Annotated in this window: 15 protein-coding genes; 6 read left to right on the top strand and 9 right to left on the bottom strand. The window is 36.0% G+C overall.

The genetic code is table 11. The annotated features are described in order from the left end of the window. Positions 1 to 51: 51 nt before the first annotated feature. From AC0INN_RS01650 to AC0INN_RS01625, 6 genes are all read right to left on the bottom strand, one after another. Positions 52 to 2,433, bottom strand: coding sequence for a choice-of-anchor L domain-containing protein (locus AC0INN_RS01650; protein ID WP_273647392.1), 2,382 nt, complete (start codon positions 2,431 to 2,433; stop codon positions 52 to 54). A 240-nt stretch (positions 2,434 to 2,673) separates the two neighbouring features. Further along, a complete protein-coding gene (locus AC0INN_RS01645; protein WP_172277396.1) occupies positions 2,674 to 3,234 on the bottom strand; it encodes a DUF1003 domain-containing protein in 561 nt (186 codons plus the stop codon). A 10-nt stretch (positions 3,235 to 3,244) separates the two neighbouring features. Next, positions 3,245 to 4,012, bottom strand: a complete 768-nt coding sequence (locus AC0INN_RS01640) for a TIGR02757 family protein (protein ID WP_273647390.1) — start codon at positions 4,010 to 4,012, stop codon at positions 3,245 to 3,247. 8 nt (positions 4,013 to 4,020) lie between these two features. Further along, on the bottom strand, positions 4,021 to 4,935 hold the full coding sequence (locus AC0INN_RS01635; protein ID WP_273647389.1) for a ribonuclease Z: 915 nt from the start codon (positions 4,933 to 4,935) through the stop codon (positions 4,021 to 4,023). Between the two features lie 62 nt (positions 4,936 to 4,997). Continuing rightward, complete coding sequence (gene rdgB / locus AC0INN_RS01630) at positions 4,998 to 5,582, bottom strand: RdgB/HAM1 family non-canonical purine NTP pyrophosphatase (protein ID WP_273647388.1); 585 nt, start codon at positions 5,580 to 5,582, stop codon at positions 4,998 to 5,000. A gap of 19 nt (positions 5,583 to 5,601) precedes the next feature. After that, complete coding sequence (locus tag AC0INN_RS01625) at positions 5,602 to 6,432, bottom strand: CPBP family intramembrane glutamic endopeptidase (RefSeq protein WP_273647387.1); 831 nt, start codon at positions 6,430 to 6,432, stop codon at positions 5,602 to 5,604. Between the two features lie 222 nt (positions 6,433 to 6,654). Between AC0INN_RS01625 and AC0INN_RS01620 the strand changes: the two genes are divergently transcribed. Next, a complete protein-coding gene (locus tag AC0INN_RS01620; RefSeq protein ID WP_172277381.1) occupies positions 6,655 to 8,250 on the top strand; it encodes a peptide chain release factor 3 in 1,596 nt (531 codons plus the stop codon). A 221-nt stretch (positions 8,251 to 8,471) separates the two neighbouring features. Then, positions 8,472 to 9,404 (top strand): DUF4349 domain-containing protein, encoded by a 933-nt coding sequence (locus AC0INN_RS01615; RefSeq protein ID WP_306611360.1) that lies wholly within the window; start codon positions 8,472 to 8,474, stop codon positions 9,402 to 9,404. Positions 9,405 to 9,684: 280 nt separating this feature from the next. Here AC0INN_RS01615 and AC0INN_RS01610 read toward each other — a convergent pair whose 3' ends face one another. Both AC0INN_RS01610 and AC0INN_RS01605 read right to left on the bottom strand, forming a co-directional pair. Then, on the bottom strand, positions 9,685 to 10,050 hold the full coding sequence (locus AC0INN_RS01610) for a hypothetical protein (RefSeq protein WP_172277375.1): 366 nt from the start codon (positions 10,048 to 10,050) through the stop codon (positions 9,685 to 9,687). 25 nt (positions 10,051 to 10,075) lie between these two features. Next, positions 10,076 to 11,215, bottom strand: a complete 1,140-nt coding sequence (locus AC0INN_RS01605) for an acyl-CoA dehydrogenase (RefSeq protein WP_172277372.1) — start codon at positions 11,213 to 11,215, stop codon at positions 10,076 to 10,078. 145 nt (positions 11,216 to 11,360) lie between these two features. On the opposite strand from AC0INN_RS01605, the gene AC0INN_RS01600 reads away from it, so the two are divergent. Together AC0INN_RS01600 and AC0INN_RS01595 are read left to right on the top strand one after the other, a co-directional pair. Further along, entirely contained in the window at positions 11,361 to 13,139 is a 1,779-nt protein-coding gene (locus AC0INN_RS01600; protein WP_172277369.1) for an AMP-dependent synthetase/ligase, read from the top strand. A 244-nt stretch (positions 13,140 to 13,383) separates the two neighbouring features. Then, complete coding sequence (locus AC0INN_RS01595; protein ID WP_273647384.1) at positions 13,384 to 13,602, top strand: cytochrome C551; 219 nt, start codon at positions 13,384 to 13,386, stop codon at positions 13,600 to 13,602. 165 nt (positions 13,603 to 13,767) lie between these two features. On the opposite strand, the gene AC0INN_RS01590 is transcribed toward AC0INN_RS01595, so the two are convergent. Beyond that, complete coding sequence (locus AC0INN_RS01590; RefSeq protein WP_306611357.1) at positions 13,768 to 14,580, bottom strand: helix-turn-helix domain-containing protein; 813 nt, start codon at positions 14,578 to 14,580, stop codon at positions 13,768 to 13,770. Positions 14,581 to 14,731: 151 nt separating this feature from the next. On the opposite strand from AC0INN_RS01590, the gene AC0INN_RS01585 reads away from it, so the two are divergent. Both AC0INN_RS01585 and AC0INN_RS01580 read left to right on the top strand, forming a co-directional pair. Then, a complete protein-coding gene (locus AC0INN_RS01585; RefSeq protein WP_172277359.1) occupies positions 14,732 to 14,944 on the top strand; it encodes a hypothetical protein in 213 nt (70 codons plus the stop codon). Positions 14,945 to 15,113: 169 nt separating this feature from the next. Next, a complete protein-coding gene (locus AC0INN_RS01580; protein WP_273647382.1) occupies positions 15,114 to 16,274 on the top strand; it encodes a thioredoxin family protein in 1,161 nt (386 codons plus the stop codon). Positions 16,275 to 16,318 lie beyond the last annotated feature (44 nt).

The raw sequence follows: 16,318 nt of genomic DNA, 5'->3' as shown, positions 1-16,318 counted from the left end.
ACACAAAAAGACTAACGATTCGTTAGTCTTTTTGGAAATATGATTAATATTTTATTCAAAATTCTTCAGGAGGATCCAGCCGGTTTTCACTGCTTTTTCCTTACTGGCAGGATCTTCAAAAGTCACCTGATACCAATATGATGCAGTAGGTAAACGCTTGCCCTGGAAATATCCATCCCAATAAGGCCTTACTTTTTCGGCTTTATATACTTCTCGCCCGTAGCGATCAAAGATACTTGCAGTAAAATCTTTATACTCATTGATTCCTCTAAAGTCGATGATATCGTTTACATTATCTCCGTTAGGAGTAATTACATTTTTCATCATAAATGTAAAGTATTCAAGAAACCCTACACAACTGGTATTCTTCACACGAACCCTGATCGATATTAGCTTATTTTTTGGAACATTATTGAATATATTGGAAGGCTGCCATGTTAATCCATTATCAATAGAATATTCTAAAATTCCGTTACTTGGATTACTTGCGGTAATAACCATCGTACCACTGGAGTTATAATCCACTTTAATGACAGTTGGTATCACTGCTTTAATTACCTGTGTTGTAAATACCTTAGAACAAACACCATTGTCAATAGTAACGGTGTACGTACCGTTTGTTGCTACAGTAATCGTTTGTGTTGTTGCTCCTGTATTCCAGGTATAAGTATAGTTAGGACCAGCTCCGGCATCTAACGTAATCTGATCTCCGGTACAGATCATTCCTCCGGTAAGATTAGAGGTAATAGCCGGAACCACTTCTACTGTTACCGTAGCCGGTTGTAATGATTTACAACCCTGCACCCCAATCGCATATACGGTATACGTAGTCGTCTGAGTTGGACTTACTGTTCTTGTAGGTCCGTTTGTTGAAACGTCACTCCATTGGTATGTGGCACCACCAGAAGCTGTTAAAAGAACAGATTCACCGGAACAGATTTTCATTTTTGAAGAAATCAGCTGTGCTACAGGAGTCGCTTCTTTTCTCAATGTCAACTTTACCATTTTGCTACAAAATGCACCATTAGAAACTACTACATACAAAATTTGTCCGTCAGTCCCGTCGTAGCTGGCTAGGTTGTTTATGAAATTATTATTTTGGGCAACTGCGTCTGCCTGATTTACATAAAAGTGAAACACAGCTCCCGCAGTAGTACTGATCAATGGCATTGCTGTATTTAAATCAAAGTTTAAAGCATTTGGCGTCGTACAAATCTTAAGCACTGCATCATGTGCTGTAGGAGTTGTTCCTCCAACAATCGTAATAGTTGCTGATCCCGGACACTGATTTCCAGGTACCGAAACTTTTACCTCATAAACGCCAGGCTGTGTCGCCACATACTGAATGTTGGTAGCTCCCGGAATAGGAACGCCATCTTTAAACCACTGAAAGGTCATTCCCGGTACTGTAACTACCTGTGCTTTTAATATCTGTGGAGTATTATCACACATGTTTACTGTGCCAGGTAAAACCGTACCATTTCCATCAACAATTTTAATTCCGATATCAAAGGATCCACCTTCTAAAAAAACAGCTGAATCTAAACTTTGGTCATTGTAGTCTGATAAAACCATTTTAAAATGATAAGCAACACCAGGCGTTACATCGGCAATGGCTGTTAAAGGAATGGTTCTTCCGTTATAGTTTGTTTCTATATTTGAAGTATTATAACCCGCAAAATAAGAGTCGTTAAGAGCTCCGCAAGTTAATGGAGACCCATTATCCTGGTTTGCAGGACGTATATTCGTTACACTTACTGCACCTGCTGTTCCCGGAAGTACAGCGACATTCACGTAAGGTCCACCTGCTACAGGTTTTATCAATAATGCAAACGCATCAGAATAATTACACGGATAACCTCCTGTATATTCTTCAGAAGCAAATAAATAATTAAATTTTACCTGATTGGAGTTGGGTACGAAATCAAATTCCAATGCAACTGCATCCCGTTGGTTACTTAGGTTAGTTCCTGTAGCAGCTGCAAGGTCAGCATCACCTTGCATAGAAATACTTCCGGATAAGCTTCCGCTTACCAGAGAGTTCCCGGCCTGTCTTGCATAACCCGTAGTAAGTACAATTCCGTCTTTGAAAGGAAAATTGGTAGTAGCTCTGTGAAAATACCCCCAAAATCTATCATTATTTGCAACATCATGATTCGGGCTTACTGTAACATTCGTCACATTCGGAGTTGAGCAGTTTGTACCTCCGTTAATCAGGATGTCTGTAACAAGCTGTGTGGGAGTAAAAGCAGATGGAGCATACGAGGCAACATTTACATCAATAAATGCTCCTGCCTTCAGACTTGCTGCCGTACTTTTTTCCTTTTGTGGCTTTCTTTGAGGCAGTTTCCCCAGATTTTGAGAAAACGAAAAGAGCGGAGCTAATAGCAATATTAAAAAGAAAAAGTAGTTTTTTAGTCTATAATTTAACATTTTGGTATTGTTTGTTCAAAAATAGCAAAAATAAACATATGATGTTAATATTTTACGAATCAAAAGCAGTAATTAGATAAAATAAATACTAAAAAAATAATTCACTGAAATTAAACAATAACAGTATCCGTATTTGGAAATAAAATATTTAATATTTCGCTCAAAATCAGAAAAATTAAAATTTAAATAAAAATAAGACTTATAAAAAAGAGTTTCACACACTCAAGAAGTATATTGTATCTATATTGAACCATCTTTTTTTAGATCATCAATTTCATTCTGAAGCCTCAATATCTGATCTTTTAAAGCTTTTATCTCGTTCTTGTTGGAATTCACACTGCTTTTCAATATCACTTTTTTTGCCCGTTCATTGTGATCTTCATCGTCCTCATCCTCATTGATCTCCTCAATATCTTCCTGAATATCTTCAATATCTTCGTTAATTTCTTCGATATCCTCACTGATCTCTTCGATATCTTCGCTGATTTCCTCTATATCTTCACTGATCTCTTCAATGTCTTCCTGAATATCCTCAATGTCTTCCTGGATATCTTCGATCTTTTCGTGGCTCCTGTTAACAGACATCTGAATGAATATTGCCAGGTAAATGGCTTCCAATGAAACTACAGTAGTAAGGATAAGAAGCATTTTATCAAATTCTACAATATGAAGTAAAGGCAGCAGAAATGAAATAATAAAAAATAAGGTATGGGCTATAAGGGATGGAATAGAACCAATCCACCAGGTAATTCCATTAGCAATTCTTTCAAGAACTTCTGTTTTTTCAGTGTTTGATTTCATTATTTCCTCTTTATAAAAATTCTTTACTAACTCCTAATCCAAATAATGCAAAATCATATTTTGCAGGATCCTTATCATCAAACTGCCTGATTACCTGATCGAGCTCTTCTACTGTTTTCCAGTCGTTCTGAGTTCTTGTAATCAGACTAAGCTTTCTCGAAATGTTCCCGGTATGAACATCCAGCGGAATCGACAGGTATTTCGGGTCTATATTTTCCCAGATACCAAAGTCTACACTTCGTTTATCTTTTCTAACCATCCACCGTAAGAACATAATGATTCTTTTGGAAGATGAATTTTTGTAAGGTGAGCTCACATGCTTATGACTTCTGTGTTTAGATGTTTCTAAGAAAGAAGTCCTGAACCTTTCAATAGCATGCAAAAAATTAAATTCGGAATCTTTGATCAGGAAAAGATTTTCCAGGCTTTCATTTTCTCTGTAAACCTTATTAAATTGCTGTATAAAATAAGTAAAGTCTTCTCCGTTAAAAGTTCTGTGGATACTTTTGTCCCGAATCGAATCCAGATCTTTTTCTGAAAAATTCATAACAAAATCGTATGGAGAGTTCCCCATGATATCCAGCATTTTTTCTGCAGAACGGATAATAGATTTTCTGTTTCCCCACGATATGGTTGCGGCCAGGAAACCTGCAATCTCAATATCCTGCTTTAAGGAAAAACGATGGGGAATCTGGATCGGATCATCTTCAATAAAATCATAGTTATTATACTGATCCGATTTTTCATTCAAAAAATCTCTTAACTCTTCAAAATTCATAACTTCATCTAAATTTTCACACTTTCCAATGCTTTCGGCAGGAATGTATTAGGAAAAACAGTTCTTGCCTCATCGGTAAATACGGTCAGATCTCCATACCTGTTGGAAAAATGCCCAAGAATAAGTTTACCTACCTCCGCTTTCTGTGCTATCGTAGCTGCTTCCAAAGCCGTAGCATGTCCGGTATAATCCGCCATTTCCTTTAAATCATGTAAAAAGGTTGATTCATGATACAAAACAGTAACATTCTTTATAATAGGAATCACAGATTCCAGATATCTTGTATCACTACAAAAAGCATACGAAACCGATGGCATAGGATCCACTGTTAGGATTTCGTTTTTCAGAACATATCCGTCACTAAGCACAAAGTCCTTCCCTGCTTTTATATTATGATAATCACATACTTCAATTTCATTGTACTTGGCTATCTCCTTCATATTGATATGTCTGTCCTTCGGCTTTTCCTTAAAAAGATAACCGTTACAGTAAATCCTGTGATCCAAAGGAATTGTAAACACCTCTACTCTATTGTCCTCATAGATCTTTTCGGAATAATCCTTGTCCAGCTCGTGATAAATAACTTCAAATCCACGATGGGTTTCCGTAATGGTAAAAATGGTTTCCAGCATTTTTTTAATCCCCTTAGGACCATACACGTGTAAAGGAGTTTCCCTGCCCAGCAAACGGAAAGAAGCAATAAGTCCCGGTAACCCGAAACAATGATCCCCATGAAGATGGGAAATAAAAATATGATTAATCTTTGAAAACCTTGCTTTGGCTTTTCTCAACTGAACCTGTGTACCTTCTCCACAATCGATCAGGAAATGTCTTTCTTCCATTTCAAGCAACTGTGCCGTGGGAGAGGTATTAATCGTAGGAATTGCTGAATTAAAGCCTAATATCGTTAAATAAGTACTCAAATCAATAGTTTATTATAGCAAATGTACGACAGAAATTTTGGATATGCCTGTTTCTAAAACTATTATTGATATTCACCGGCAACTTTAAGGTGATCCAGAAACAAATCCAAAGCCTGTTTCCGGTGGCTGATCTTATTTTTGTCTTCAGGATTCATTTCAGCAAATGTTCTTTCATGCCCTTCCGGAACAAAAATCGGATCATATCCAAATCCTTTATGTCCTTTATTCTCTGTCAACAGATTTCCGTAAGCCCTCCCTTCAAAATATTGAGCTCCGTTTTCATCATAATAACATAAGACTGTAATAAAATAAGCTTTTCTGTTTTCAACGCCTTCCATTTCGCCTAAAACTTTTTCTATATTTTTTGCAAAATCATGATCTCCTGCATAACGTGCCGAAAAAATCCCCGGACGACCGTCCAAAGATTCCACAACCAATCCGCTGTCATCTCCAAGACTTGGAATCCCTGTCTTTTCAAAACAATATTTTGCCTTGATAAGGGCATTGGCATTAAAAGAGTCTCCATCCTCTACAATCTCCTCGTGGATGTCGTAATCTGTAAGACTTTTGACAGTATAACCTCCTCCTAATATTTGTTGAATTTCTTCCTTTTTATGTTGATTGTGCGTTGCAACTAATAATTCCATATCCTTTTCATTTTTTTAATTAAATTTCAGCGTAATGTACCTTGTACTTTTTCATAAAGAGATAGTAAAACAGAGAAAAAAGTATAATCCCCACTACCAGCAATATCCATTCAGAAATTTTAAATGCTTCTGAAAAACTTTCATTTTTTGTATACGTAATCAATAATGATGAACATAAGTTATTAAAGCCATGCAGCAACATCGGCAATAAAAGCGACTTTGTCCTTTCATAAACAATCCCTAAAACGCAGCCCAGCAGAACTGCTCCCACAAACTGCCATGGATTCCCATGCACCAGTCCAAAAATAATGGAAGCATACAAGATCGCTTTCCAGGGTTTTACTCCTTTATTGATAAGTCCTTTCTGAATAATTCCTCTAAAAATAATTTCTTCAAAGATCGGAGCCATAATCACAGCCGTTATGATCATAACGACAGGATCATCTGTCAGCTGATTCATCAACTCACTGAAAAACTCATAATATTTCCCGAAAAAAGGCCCGGTTACAGGAATCTGAGAGGTTATAAACTCAGAAATAAACATCATCCCTATCATCATTGGAAAAATCAGAAGATAGGTATAGAAATTGGTAGGAGAAAAATTGAAATTCAGCTTTTGTTTTGTGGTAGGCCTAACAATGAAAAAATCAAAAAAAGCAATTGCCGTTAAAAATCCTGCTGCATTGGATAACATAAAAAACCAATCTTTGAGCTGTAGGTTTTCTTTAAAAATCAGCATCCAAAAGAAGTTCAGAAAAGTGACGAACAAGGTTCCCACAAATAATCCTCCTAATAAAACAACGCCACCGATCCATGTAAAAGTATAGTTTGGATATCTGCTGTTTTTCATGTTTTTCCTTTGTAATAATTAAGGAACAAAGGTAATTTTTTTGAAGGCCTTAAACAACAAAAAAAGAAAATTCTTAGGGCTGTTTAAATTCCGGAAAGTGATTCGGTTCCGACATTCCGGTTATCCTTTGATTCCGAATATACCGGGGAGTTTTCTTTTTGTTTTGCAATTTATTTGACAGCGTCATAAAAAATCACGATTTTTGCAACTTCAAAATACACTATGTCAGACTTAATCAAAGAAATACAAAAAAGAAAAACATTTGGGATTATTTCTCACCCTGATGCCGGAAAAACAACCTTGACGGAAAAGTTACTTCTTTTCGGGGGAGCTATTCAGGAAGCTGGTGCAGTAAAATCCAACAAGATAAAAAAAGGAGCTACCTCCGACTTTATGGAAATTGAAAGACAGAGAGGGATCTCTGTTGCCACTTCCGTATTGGCTTTTGAATACAAAGGGCACAAAATAAACATTCTGGATACTCCCGGGCACAAGGATTTTGCCGAAGACACGTATAGAACATTAACTGCAGTTGATTCCGTAATCGTCGTGATAGACGTGGCAAAAGGAGTTGAGGAACAAACGGAAAAACTGGTTCAGGTTTGTAGAATGAGAAACATCCCGATGCTGGTTTTCATTAATAAACTGGACCGTGAAGGTAAGGATGCTTTTGACTTGTTAGATGAAGTTGAACAAAAATTGGGTCTTAGTGTAGTCCCTCTTTCCCTGCCAATTGGAATGGGTAGTGACTTCCAGGGTATTTATAATATCTGGGAAAACAATATCCAGTTATTTCTGGAGGAAAAAAAGCAAAAAGTTGGTGAGACGGTTAAATTTGATGATATCAACGATCCTGCCATCGATGAACTGATCGGGGAAAAAGCGGCTAAAACTTTACGTGATGAGCTGGAGCTCGTGCAATCCGTTTACCCGGAATTCAGTCGTGAAGACTATATGAAAGGTGATTTACAGCCGGTTTTCTTTGGATCTGCTTTGAACAACTTTGGGGTACGTGAATTATTGGATGCTTTTATAGAAATTGCACCTATGCCTCAACCTAAAGAAAGCGATACCCGAATTGTAAAACCTGAGGAAAATAATTTTACAGGATTCGTTTTCAAAATCCATGCTAATATGGATCCTAAACACAGAGACCGCCTGGCATTCGTTAAAATTGTATCCGGAACTTTTAAAAGAAATGAAAATTACTTATTAGTAAGAGAAGGTAAAAAAATGAAATTCTCATCTCCTAATGCTTTCTTTGCAGATAAAAAAGAAGTAGTAGATGAAAGTTTCCCTGGTGATATTGTAGGATTACACGATACGGGAAGTTTCAGGATTGGTGATACATTAACCGGTGGAGAAAAATTGAGCTTTAAAGGAATACCTAGTTTCTCTCCTGAACATTTCCGTTATATCAATAATAACGACCCACTTAAAGCTAAGCAATTGGCTAAAGGTATCGATCAACTAATGGACGAAGGGGTTGCTCAGTTATTTACCCTTGAAATGAACAACCGAAAAATAATCGGAACGGTAGGTGCGCTTCAGTATGAAGTTATTCAATACCGTCTTGAGCATGAATACGGAGCAAAATGTACGTACGAACCTCTTTCTATGCACAAAGCATGTTGGGTGGAAGCAGATGAAAAATCTGAGGAATTTAAAGAATTTGCAAGGCTGAAACAGAGATTCCTGGCAAGAGATAAGTATAACCAGCTTGTATTTTTAGCGGATTCTTCGTTTACCATCCATATGACTCAGGAGAAATTCCCGAATGTCAAACTCCATTTCATCAGTGAGTTCAGTCAACAATAAAAAATTGTTACCCAATAATTTAAAACCGTTCAGCAGATACTGAGCGGTTTTTTTTGTACAAATCTATAAAACAAAAGCATTCCCCATTTGTAAAATAGTTTTACAAACAATACAAACGCCTCATTACATAGCACTTAAGATTTTACCGAAAGAATACAGTCTTTTTACAAGCGAAGCTTTGATCACCCAGCTAATTTTACCTCATCAAAAAAATTAATCTTATGAAAAAGTATATCTTACTTATTGCTTTATCCACCTCCTTTATAGCATGTAAAAAAAGTGAAGCAACGCAATCTCAGCTGAAAGAAGCTGTACAATCTGTTGACAGTTCTGTTGTTGCCGCATCAGAAGGCATCAATAAGATGGCCAACACGGCAGATGCTGTATTTGATTCTGCCAATGTAAAAATCAAAGAATTTGATCAAGCTCAAAGCAACCTCAAAGAAACTATTGAAGCGACCTCAAAAAGCGTAGACTCCCTTTCGCAGCAGATTACTTCCACCCGGCTTGAATCAAAAAAAGAAAAGAAAGATTCTACGGAAAAAAAAGCTGAAAAAATGGTGATCAATGTTCCTTCTCCAAAGATCATTAGAGAAACCCGGGTTGTTTATAAAGATAAAAACAACAAGGCAAATGAAGAAGCAAATATTTCTAAAAACAAAATGATAAAAACGGGTACCCTGGAATTAAAAGTTGAAAACGCCGAAACAGCCAAAGACCTTGTAAGCGAGCAAATAAGAAAATATGATGGTTTTATAAGAAGTGAAAGTATTTCTTCGGGTAATGATGATAAGAAAACGGCTTATCTGCGAGTAAAGGTTCCCATCCAGAAATTTGAATATCTTATGGCTGATCTCAGTAGTATCGGCTCTGTTGAAAAAAAAGAAACAGAAGTTTCCGGGCAGAATTATCTGGAAAATACTATGTGTGATCTGGAAATTACTTTGTACGGAACAACATCATGGTATGCGGAAGATAAAGAACCTGAAACTTTTGGTAATCGCTCGATCGCTGCCATCTCTTCAGGATGGGATGTTATCACAGGAATTTTTTTATTTTTCCTGCCTTTCTGGCCTGTATTCCTTATCGGAGGGATCGGATATTATTTTTACAAAAGAAAAAACAAAAATATTCCCAAAAGCCCTTCTCATTAAGTACAAAATCACCTTCAGACCTGGGGGTGTTTTATTTTTAATTTTTTTTTAATGCCCGGAAGGTCATAAAGAAAATATTCTTTACTAACTTTATGATACAGAATTAAAAAACGAACACCTGGCAGTATAGACCAATTTCCAAAGTCCGGTCAGGTGATTATTAAATAAAATCTTACTTTATTCAATGCTTATATAAAGAAGATCATATAAAAGAAACAATATTATATCTTAATATTTTGTGGTGCGTGTATATGAAAGGCTCTCGATCGAGAGCCTTTCATTATTTCATATTCACTACTTTATCTACAACATACCTGGTATTTCCTCTCCATGGTAAGGCTCCTTTATATTCTTTATAATGAAGATCAAAGCTTTTACCACTGTTGGTTTCAAGTTGTTTAAAAACTTCAGGATCGTTTACAGAAAACTCAAACTCGTAGCTTGTTATACTTCCTGTTTTTCCCCGGCCGAAGCCTTCCTGAATCAATTTACCTTCATACGTCTTAAAAACATATCCTTTCTTAATCGCGTAATTCAGATAACCTGATTTTACTCCTTCTCCGAAAACGAAGAAGTATTTATACCATACAAATACTCCTAAAAGAAGTACAATGACTCCGAGAGTAATCCACCAAGTTTTTTTCATAAATAGTTGTGTTTGTTTGTTTTTTTTATTTTGAAATACTTCTTGAAATCACAATTTTCTGGATTTCAGAAGTTCCTTCATAGATCTGGGTGATCTTAGCATCACGCATAAATCTTTCCACGTGATATTCTTTCACGTATCCATAGCCACCATGGATCTGTACTGCTTCAATAGAAGTATCCATTGCTACCTGGGAAGCATATAACTTTGCCATCGCTCCACTTTCAGAGATATCTTTTCCTGCATCTTTTTCAGTTGCAGCCTTAAAGCAAAGCATTCTGGCAGCTGTAATTTGCGTAGCCATGTCTGCTAATTTGAAGGCAATAGCCTGGTGGTTGATAATTTCAGTTTTAAACGCTTTTCTCGTTTTAGCATATTTCAAAGCCAGCTCATAAGCTCCGGAAGCAATTCCTAAAGCCTGAGAAGCAATCCCGATTCTTCCTCCATTTAGTACAGCCATAGCAAAATTGAATCCAAATCCATCTTCTCCGATTCTGTTCTCTTTTGGTACTTTTACGTTATTAAAGATCAAAGAGTGTGTATCACTTCCTCTGATTCCCAATTTATCTTCTTTCGGTCCGATTTCAAAACCTTCCCATCCTCTTTCCACGATAAACGCATTGATTCCCTTATGCTTTTTCTCAGGGTCAGTTTGTGCAATAACGATGTAATAAGTAGCCGTACCTCCGTTGGTAATCCAGTTCTTGATTCCGTTCAAAAGGTAATAATCTCCCTTATCCTCTGCAGTGGTCTTTTGTGATGTCGCATCAGATCCTGCTTCAGGCTCAGATAAAGCAAATGCACCAATTACCTGTCCACTTGCCAAAGGGGTAAGATATTTTTGTTTTTGTTCCTCAGAAGCAAATTTTTCCAAACCTGCACAAACTAATGAATTGTTTACAGACATTACAACCGCTGCAGATGCATCTACTTTTGCGATCTCCTCCATTGCCAAAACGTAAGAAACACTATCCATTCCTGCTCCACCGTACTTCGGATCTACCATCATCCCTAAAAGCCCCATTTCACCCATCTTCTTTACCTGCTCAGTCGGGAATTTCTGATCGCGATCTCTTTCAATAACCCCTGGTAATAGTTCGTTTTGTGCAAAATCTCTTGCTGCCTGCTGTATCATCAGCTGTTCTTCGGATAAATTAAAGTCCATAAAAATTAATAATTAGATGGTCGTAAATTTACACTTTTTAAGCAAATCTGAAAAAATAATTACTATTATAAAATTCCAGTGAGGTTTATGCTATTTTCACAAAAATGCTTATATTTAGATTTCCTTAAAAATTACATAAAAAATTATGACGATCAAAAGATTATTCGATATACCTCACTATGCTTTGGAGAAATTTCCTAAAACGGACATGTTCGTTACAAAGTATCAGGGTGAATGGAAAAAAACATCTACACAGGAATTTATCAATCAGGGAAACAAAATATCCAGGGGACTTTTAAAGCTTGGAATAAAACCCGGAGATAAGATTGCACTCATTACCACCAATACCCGTACGGAATGGGCGGTGATGGATTTGGGACTCTCCCAGATCGGTGTTGTTTCAGTCCCTGTATATCCAAGCATATCCCATGAAGATTACGAATTCATCTTTAATAATGCCGAAATACAATATTGCTTTGTTTCTGATAAAGAATTGCTTGCTAAAGTAATGAAGGTGAAGCATAACATTCCTTCTTTACAAGGGGTTTTCACATTTGATATGATCAGTGGTGCTCCAAACTGGCGTGAAATTTTGGATCTGGGTGAAGATGATTCTACACAAATTGAAGTGGAAGATCTTTCGAATGCCATTAATTCTGAAGACTTGGCCACCATTATTTATACTTCAGGAACTACAGGAAGGCCTAAAGGAGTAATGCTTACCCACCATAATATCGTTTCCAATGTTCTGGGTTCTGTTCCAAGGATTCCCAAGAAAAGAAGCCTTGACTATAAAGAAACAAGAGTGTTAAGCTTTTTGCCGATCTGTCATATTTTTGAAAGAATGCTTTTCTACCTGTTCCAATACAATGGGTTCTCCGTTTATTTCGCTGAAAGCATTGATAAAATGGGAGAAAATGTAAAGGAGGTAAAACCTCATTATATGAGTGTTGTTCCGCGATTGGTAGAAAAAGTATATGATAAGATTTACAACACCGGATCTTCAGCAGGAGGATTAAAATCAAAAATCTTTTTCTGGGCCCTGAACCTGATCTCAAAAAAGAAAGAAGTTTCAAAGCCTTCCGGTCTTTTGGAACTTATTGCTGATAAACTTGTATTTTCAAAATGGAGAGAAGGTCTGGGAGGTGAAATCATCACTTTGGTTTCAGGTTCTGCAGCACTTTCCACAAGATTAAACCTGATGTTTCAGAATGCCGGGATTCCTATTCTGGAAGGATATGGATTAACGGAAACATCGCCCGTGATCTCCGTAAATAGTTTTGATAAGATGAAAATCGGAACCGTAGGACTTCCATTGGATAATTTACATGTAAAAATCCAGGAAGACGGTGAAATAACAGTAAAAGGTCCTTCTGTTTTTAAAGGTTATTTTAAAAATGAAGAAATGACAAAAGAAGTTTTTACTGAAGACGGATATTTTAAAACCGGAGATATCGGAAATATTGATGCTGACGGCTTTCTACAAATCACCGATCGTAAGAAAGAAATGTTCAAAACATCCGGAGGTAAATATATTGCACCACAGATTATAGAAAACCTGGCAAAAGCTTCTAAATTCATAGAACAGATTATGGTAGTCGGTGACGGCGAGAAAATGCCATGTGCACTTATTCAGCCAGACTTTGAATTTGCCAAAAGCTGGGCTATGAGAAATAATCTGAATGTAGGCTCTACTCCTCAGGAAATTGCAAAAAGCCCTGAATTAAAAGAAAGAATAGAAAAAGAAATTGATGGCATTAATGAACATCTCGGAAACTGGGAAAAAATTAAAAAGATTGAATTGACTCCTGAAGTATGGAGTATTGAAGGAGGTCTTTTAACGCCTACTCTTAAACTCAAGAGAAAAGCGGTCAAAGAAAAGTTTATTAATTTATACAATAAAATGTATGAGCATCATGAATAAAATAGTAACCGCCCTTACAAGGGCGGTTTTTTATGTTTTATATATCTCTTGTTCATCCTTATAAAGTCACATAAAATTTCATCATTATAAATATTTTAAATACAATTCTTAAATTTTATTATTCAAATAAACGCAATAAAGTTTTAATTAACATAATTTTCATTTTTTTATTGTTTTTTAATAATACGACCACCCCGTTAGGAACAATTATTGAACTGTCTGTTATACACCAAAACAGAATATTATGAAAAAGTTGATATTGCTAACCCTGGGTTTAGGGATATTTGCAGTGAGTTGCGGAACCAAGGAGCCCCAAATGTCATCAGGAACTACAGATTCTACAGCAGTAGATAAAACTGTGAAAACAGCCCCTTCTACTACTGATACAGTCAAAACAAAGACATTACCTCCTGATAGTATCAAAATGAAAATGGATACCGTAAAAGCTCCCGCAACCCGATAATAAATTTTTAACCTAAATATGGAAAATCCGCAGCTGAAACGCTACGGATTTTTTTATGGAGTACAGATTTTGATTCTGGTGCTAATTTTAGTTTTCGTGATTAGTGGTATTGCTTTCAAAAGTACACATTCCTCTCTATGAAAAATTGTAAAATTGTAAACCTGGCTAAAGAAACAACCATTTTACTTTTCCTTCGGAATATACCTTGTCAAAAAATTTTTTAGGGGTAAAACCTGTAAGCGCCTTAAAATCTTTTATCAGGTGGGATTGATCATAAAACAGGTGATCATAGCTTAGTTCGGTAAGAGTTTTCTTCCCGACATGCTCCAGGAGAGTTTCTCTGAACCGTTGAATTTTCCTGAAATCGGACGGACTTTTACATAAATAAAGATCGAAAAGCTTATTAATCGTCTGCCTTGTTGTTTTATATTCGCAGGCATGAGCTTCTATAGACTTATCCAGGTCCATCAGTACATCACCCACCAATTCATTAAGGAATGCATGATTGAAACCTATATACCTGGACATCCAAAAATCTTCAATCATTTCTACTCTTTTTTCAGGATCCTGTTCTTCTAAAATCGGAATCATTGAGGCTTCAAAATCATCATAAGGGAAAAACATTTTGGAAAAGTCCTTGGTATATTCTTTCAATGGGCGTTCTAAAAAAGCATTTAATCCCAATGGCTTAAAGTAAAAGGTTATTTCATTTAAGCAGCCTTGTATTAATACTTTTATAGGCCTTTTATAATGGCATATTAAGTCTGATGAAAATCCGCCGTTATTTTTTTCAATGACCCGTATCTCATTATTTTCAAACTGCAGCTCTACATTCCGGGATATTGATACAATACTGTAGTTATTAGGAAAAGTGAGATACTCTATATCCTCTGAATACCGGCTTTTATTCAGGAAATAATAACCTTCCAGAAAATTAGCCAGCGTGGGATTCTTAGGTTTCATCAATTGCAGTTCCATCTCTTTTTCTTATAATGCTTTGATATCCAATAGATCTCAAAAATAACTGAAAAATTACATTATATCGTATTTTTATAATGAATATTAGCTTATATACTATTAATACTAATATTTTTCTATATTTGATCAACAAACATTAAAAGAAATTACTATGAAAAAATTATGGATCGGAGCAGTTTTAGGGTTATTTATTATGAGCAGCTGCGCCCAGAATAAAGAAAAGCGGGAAGAATTTAAAGATGAGCATGATAAAAATGCCATGAGAAATACAATGGGAGATTCTGCAGTTGCCAACTCTGACACGGCTCAAACCAACCCATCGGACAGTTTAAAAACGAAAACAGATTCTACAAAAGCAAAATAATAAAATAATCCGCAGAATTTCTGCGGATTTATTTTTACATAGAAGAAGAATACCATCAACTGGTGTTAAAAATTTATCATTAAAATAGATAATACCGTAACAATTTTCACTGTAGTACGACTTATGCATTGACATATTTATTACATTTGCAATCAATAAAAAAGTATTTATGAAAAAGTTAACGATACTCTCTTCAATCTTCGTGGGTGTATTTGCTTTTGCACAAGGTATCAAATTTGAGGATACCAGCTTCGCAAGCGTTGTTGCTAAAGCAAAAAAAGAAAACAAGCTGATCTTTATCGATGCCTATGCATCATGGTGTGGACCATGCAAACTGATGGCAAAAAACATTTTCCCATTGAAAAATGTTGGAGATTACTATAATTCTCATTTTATCAATGCCAAAATTGACATGGAAAAAGGGGAAGGAATTGACCTTGCCAAAAAATATAATGTAAAAGCTTTCCCTACCTACTTGTTCATTAATGCAAACGGTGAAGAAGTACACAGAACGTTAGGATACGTAGAAGAAAATGATTTCGTTCAGTTTGCTAAAGATGCGGAAGACCCGAATAAAAGACTGACTGCATTAAAGCAAAAATTCGAAAACGGAGAAAAAGATCCTGAATTCTTAAAGAATCTTGCCGGACTTACCATTTATAATGACTCGGAATTTGCGGGTAAAGTCCTGGATCGTTATTTCCAGGGAAAATCCAGTCTGAATCAGGAAGATGTTCAGATATTACTTGCCGGAATTCAAAGTACAGAAAGTCCTTTGTACAAAATTTTTAAAGATAAAAAAGCGGACATTGTGAAGGTCCTTCCTGGTGAAAAATACGATATGGTTGATAAGAATATTAAGATGAATACCATCGTTAAAAAGTCTTATAATGCCGACACCAAAACATGGAATGACAGTTACTTTTTAGCCGAAACCCAGAAGTTTCTAAGCAAAGAAGAATCTGAAAAAATCTTAAAAAGAGCAAAATCCAGCAGAGCATTGAAAAATAAGGACATTGCCACTTATGAGGCATTAACTTTAGATTTATACAAAGATTATTCGGCTGCCTCTTCTGAAGAACTGAATTCTATTGCATGGAACTTTTTTGAAAATGTAACCACAAAATCATCTCTTGAAAAAGCAATCCTTTGGGCTCAGGAATCGGTAAAGAAAAATGAAAGCTATGCAAATACAGATACCTTAGCGAACCTTTACAATAAGGTTGGGGATAAAAAGAATGCTAAAATCTGGGCTGAAAAGTCTGTAGCACTGGCTAAGAGTAGCGGTGAAGATGCTTCGGATACTGAAAAATTATTGAAGAGCCTTTAAACAACTTCTATATATAAATAAGAACCGCAGTGTAACTGCGGTTC

Source organism: Chryseobacterium subflavum, from assembly GCF_055762745.1.
The sequence above is the reverse complement of the archived record's forward strand: the minus strand, read 5'-3'. Positions and strand labels throughout refer to the sequence as shown.